The 3589-nt window shown below is 56.4% G+C and carries 6 protein-coding genes, 1 tRNA gene and 1 pseudogene; 5 read left to right on the top strand and 3 right to left on the bottom strand.

Annotated elements, in window-relative coordinates; genetic code table 11:
• Positions 1-298 (top strand): integrase core domain-containing protein (locus A2I95_RS27745; protein ID WP_291735110.1); only part of this gene is annotated, 298 nt, incomplete at its 5' end.
• A gap of 172 nt (positions 299-470) precedes the next feature.
• Here A2I95_RS27745 and A2I95_RS27750 read toward each other — a convergent pair.
• Positions 471-830: a hypothetical protein gene (locus A2I95_RS27750; protein ID WP_027258006.1), complete on the bottom strand. Its 360-nt coding sequence runs from the start codon at positions 828-830 to the stop codon at positions 471-473.
• Positions 831-1254: 424 nt separating this feature from the next.
• Here A2I95_RS27750 and A2I95_RS27755 point away from each other — a divergent pair.
• The 4 genes and pseudogenes from A2I95_RS27755 to A2I95_RS27770 all read left to right on the top strand — a co-directional run.
• Positions 1255-1401: pseudogene (locus A2I95_RS27755) on the top strand (transposase); the annotation flags it as partial.
• A gap of 11 nt (positions 1402-1412) precedes the next feature.
• Positions 1413-1547: a hypothetical protein gene (locus tag A2I95_RS27760; RefSeq protein ID WP_281171996.1), complete on the top strand. Its 135-nt coding sequence runs from the start codon at positions 1413-1415 to the stop codon at positions 1545-1547.
• 8 nt (positions 1548-1555) lie between these two features.
• Entirely contained in the window at positions 1556-2011 is a 456-nt protein-coding gene (locus A2I95_RS27765) for an IS3 family transposase (RefSeq protein WP_291735113.1), read from the top strand.
• Positions 1998-2336 (top strand): DDE-type integrase/transposase/recombinase, encoded by a 339-nt coding sequence (locus tag A2I95_RS27770; protein ID WP_291735115.1) that lies wholly within the window; start codon positions 1998-2000, stop codon positions 2334-2336. The genes A2I95_RS27765 and A2I95_RS27770 overlap by 14 nt, the downstream gene beginning before the upstream one ends.
• A gap of 175 nt (positions 2337-2511) precedes the next feature.
• Here A2I95_RS27770 and A2I95_RS27775 read toward each other — a convergent pair whose 3' ends face one another.
• Together A2I95_RS27775 and A2I95_RS27780 are read right to left on the bottom strand one after the other, a co-directional pair.
• Positions 2512-2898 carry an N-6 DNA methylase gene (locus A2I95_RS27775; protein WP_291735117.1) on the bottom strand — a complete coding sequence of 129 codons (387 nt, stop codon included), beginning with the start codon at positions 2896-2898 and terminating at the stop codon, positions 2512-2514.
• Between the two features lie 594 nt (positions 2899-3492).
• Positions 3493-3579 (bottom strand) — tRNA-Leu (locus A2I95_RS27780).
• Positions 3580-3589: the final 10 nt, after the last annotated feature.

A 3589-nucleotide genomic window follows, 5' to 3' on the forward strand; every position in this document is an offset into this window, starting at 1 on the left:
ACCCAGGACAATTCGAGTCGATAACGGCCCGGAGCATGTCAGCGGAACGCTCATGGAGTGGGCTGAGAACAGGGGCATCACCCTGGCCTACATCCAGCCTGGCAAGCCCCAGCAGAACGCCTATGTCGAGCGCTGCAACCGAACGGTCCGGCACGAATGGCTTGGCCTCTACATCTTCGAAAGCATCGAGGAGGTGCAGCAGATTGCCACCGAGTGGCTGTGGTCCTGCAACAACGAACGCCCCAACATGGGCAACGGCGGGATGACACCTGCACAGAAACTAAGATTGGCCGCGTAAAATTCTATGACCAAGCCCCCGCAAAAATGGGGGGATTACCATGCCAAAGGTGGTCGTCAAGAAAAAGCGCGGGTTGATTTCGTCGCTCTGTGCCGAAGCCTAGGTGCTTTAGTATGGCTAGAGACAGAGTTTTCGAGCCAATTTCAGGGCTGAGCTGATGCTTTACTGGCATTCAGGATGTTGCTGATGTGCAGAACATATACCACAGGTCGTGCTGCCAATCGCCGTTGGGTGTAGCTGTGTTGATCATGTATCTTTTCAGACCTGTGTCGACATAAGCTGGTTCTCGACATTTGACCCGAACCGGGTGTTTCCCGGTGTCGTTGTAGAGAACTGTGCCGTTCGCATCTGTTTCAACCAGTTTGATGACCACTTCAAAGTCGAAATCTTCCTCTCTGGCGACCTGATACTGGGTCGCGCTCAATCGAACCATGGTGGCGTCCGGGAAACTGGCAGTGTGGAAGATTATCTGTTGGGCCGCACTAGGCGCAGCAACAAGAAGAAGGCCAACCACTATTGGAAGGATATACATATCCAAACTCCCGCAGCGCTCGCCTCATGGCAACAATAGCACAAACTGCCGCTGCGCACGATTCATAAATTCGAAACTTAAGGAGCTATTCCTATTTCACGTGCGCCCGCGCTGGAGCCAGATGCCGCAGGTAGGTGCCAGATTGCTCAACAAACGGAGTACTTTCGGAGCTGTTGCGCCGGCAGTGCGGCTGAGCCATCCGAAAAGACGTGGCGGCTGGTAATCTGCTCCGAGGTCCACCGGGAGCACGCACAGCAGCTGCGTGTTTGCCTGTGGGCGGAATCGGCGCGACTGCATTATTTGCTTAACCGACATAGGTACAGCTATGGGGCGAGAAAAGGGATCTGAGCTACCCCCGAATTTCGGACACTGACGTGAGCTACGATTTGCTGTCTGCTGATCTTCGACGAAGAGGAGATCAGAGATGTCGAAACGGAAGCACCATTCGCCTGAGTTCAAGGCCAAGGTCGCGCTTGAGGCTTTGAAAGGCGAACGGACTGTCGCTGAGCTGGCAAGCCAGTTTGGCGTTCACCCAACGATGATCCACAGCTGGAAGCGGGCGCTACTGGAGGGGCATCCGGTGTGTTCGAGCGTGGCAGCAAGAAAGGCCCGGAGATCGACGAAGAGCAGGGTAAAGAACTGCACGCCAAGATCGGGGAGCTGGCAGTTGCCAACGATTTTTTGCCACGAAAGCGCAAGCCGCGGATCGGCAAGTGAGACGCAAAATGGTCGAACCTGCCAATCCTGAGCTGTCTACCGGCAAGCAATGCAGGCTGCTGTCGATCCCGCGGCCGTCGTTCTATTGCACGCCCAAGGGCGAAACGGCTCTGAACCTGATGCTGATGCGGCAAATCGATGAGCAGTTCCTGGAAACACCGTTCTTCGGTGTTCGCCAAATGACCTGGCACCTGCGGAGCGAAGGCCATCTGGTGAACGAGAAACGCATCCGCCGTTTGATGCGGCTCATGGGCCTGATGCCGGTCTATCAGAAGCCCAACATCAGCAAGGCGGCAAAGGGACACAAGACATACCCCTATCTGTTGCTCGGTCTGCGCGTGACCCGCCCAGACCAGGTCTGGGCGGCCGGCATCACCTACCTGCCCCTCTCGGCAGATTGCTTCGCAATCGCCTGCCGGGCAATGGATGCGCAAGGGGTTCCTGTATTTGGTGGCGGTCCTTGACTGGCACACGCGCAAGATGCTGGCCTGGCGCATCTCGAACACGCTGGAAGCCGGCTTCTGCGTCGAGGCGCTGAACGAGGCAATCCACCGCTTCGGCCCGCCCGGGATCATGAATACCGATCAGGGCTCGCAATTCACCTCCTTCGCCCGGACAGACCGGCTGCACCGGGCTGGCGTGCGCATCTCGATGGACGGTAAAGGCCGGTTCCTTGATAACATCTTCGTGGAACGGCTATGGCGGCCGCTGAAATACGAATGCGTCTACCTGCAGGCTTGGGAAACCGGATCTGAGGCAAGGGCGGGCGTCGGAAAGTGGGTGGAATGACACCTGCACAGAAACTAAGATTGGCCGCGTATAATTCTACGACCAAGCCCTCGCAAAAATGGGGGGATTACCTTGGCTTTCCCCGCCCCTTGGGTTCAGAAAGTACTGATCAACCAAAAGGGCTTGGGCGGCCTGAATACCGAAGCTCGCGACGTCACAGGCCGCGCGCTCAGCATTAGAGCTCTTCTGCCAGGCCTTCTCGTCTTCGAGCTTGGTGAAGCCCTCCTGCGAAATGACCATCTTCTTGCGCAGGAGGGGGGCGCGGGACACGGACCCGGCGATAACCGGATGACTGATAATCGAAGACCTTGCTCTTTTTGCGGTCGTCGCTCGAACCGTATTCCGAGTAGAGGCAGACGATATCGCGGGTGTCCTGCTCACTGACGCGGCGGCGTTTGTTTCCCTCTGATTTGCGCAGCGGCTCGAACATCTCGGTGGCATTGATTAGCTGGACCTTGCCTTGGCGATGTTCGGGCTTCTTGTTTGAGAGAATCCAGGTGTAAGTGCCGATGCCGGTGCGGAAGAATATCTCTTGGGGCAGAGCGATGATGGCTTCGACCACGTCGCTTTCGAGCAGGTGGCGTCGGATCTCGGATTAGGGCTCCTTGAAGCTTCGGCAGGAAGCCACTCTGCCATGCTGTCAGACTGTTTGCGGATAGGAGAATGTACCACGGGCTTTAAGTGGGCTGAATGAGGACAACACATAGCTGGTTCTGCATTCCTCAAGCGGCGTTCTTTCGCGCCAGCTGGCGGATGCGTTAATACTCTGTTTCTGTGCTTTCGTGCGCTGCAGTCTGCTGTTTAAGGTGGAGAACTATAGGCACGTAACCCTCCCCATCTGAACGCTCCGAAACGACTTGGATCATGAAGTCAAAGGCCTGCTTCAGGCCTGAGATAGACGGTTTCATATTGCCTCCGGTTTTGATTTTGCCGGAAGGAAGTCGGTGCATGTCGTGATAGCCGGAAACCAGCCCGCGCATGGACTTTGGCGCCATGAGTTAATTGAGCAGGAGTATGTATGGAGGAGGTCAGTGTCTGCCATGTGGACGAAGAGCCTGGTTTCGCACTCTGCGGGGCAGTTTGTGTGGCAACTTCTAGCGCCGCAAACAAAAAACCCTCGAGAACCGAAGTTTTCGAGGGTTTTTGGGCTTGACAATGGTGCCCAGGAGAGGACTCGAACCTCCACGTCCATACGGACACTAGCACCTGAAGCTAGCGCGTCTACCAATTCCGCCACCTGGGCAGGTGTCGTG

The sequence above is a fragment of the Leisingera sp. F5 genome (assembly GCF_001593695.1).

What these genes read in the sequence shown, in the direction of transcription:
- A2I95_RS27765 (WP_291735113.1), top strand. Translation starts at nt 1,556, where the DNA reads ATGGTCGAACCTGCCAATCCTGAGCTGTCTACCGGCAAGCAATGCAGG.
- A2I95_RS27750 (WP_027258006.1), bottom strand. Translation starts at nt 830, where the DNA reads ATGTATATCCTTCCAATAGTGGTTGGCCTTCTTCTTGTTGCTGCGCCT.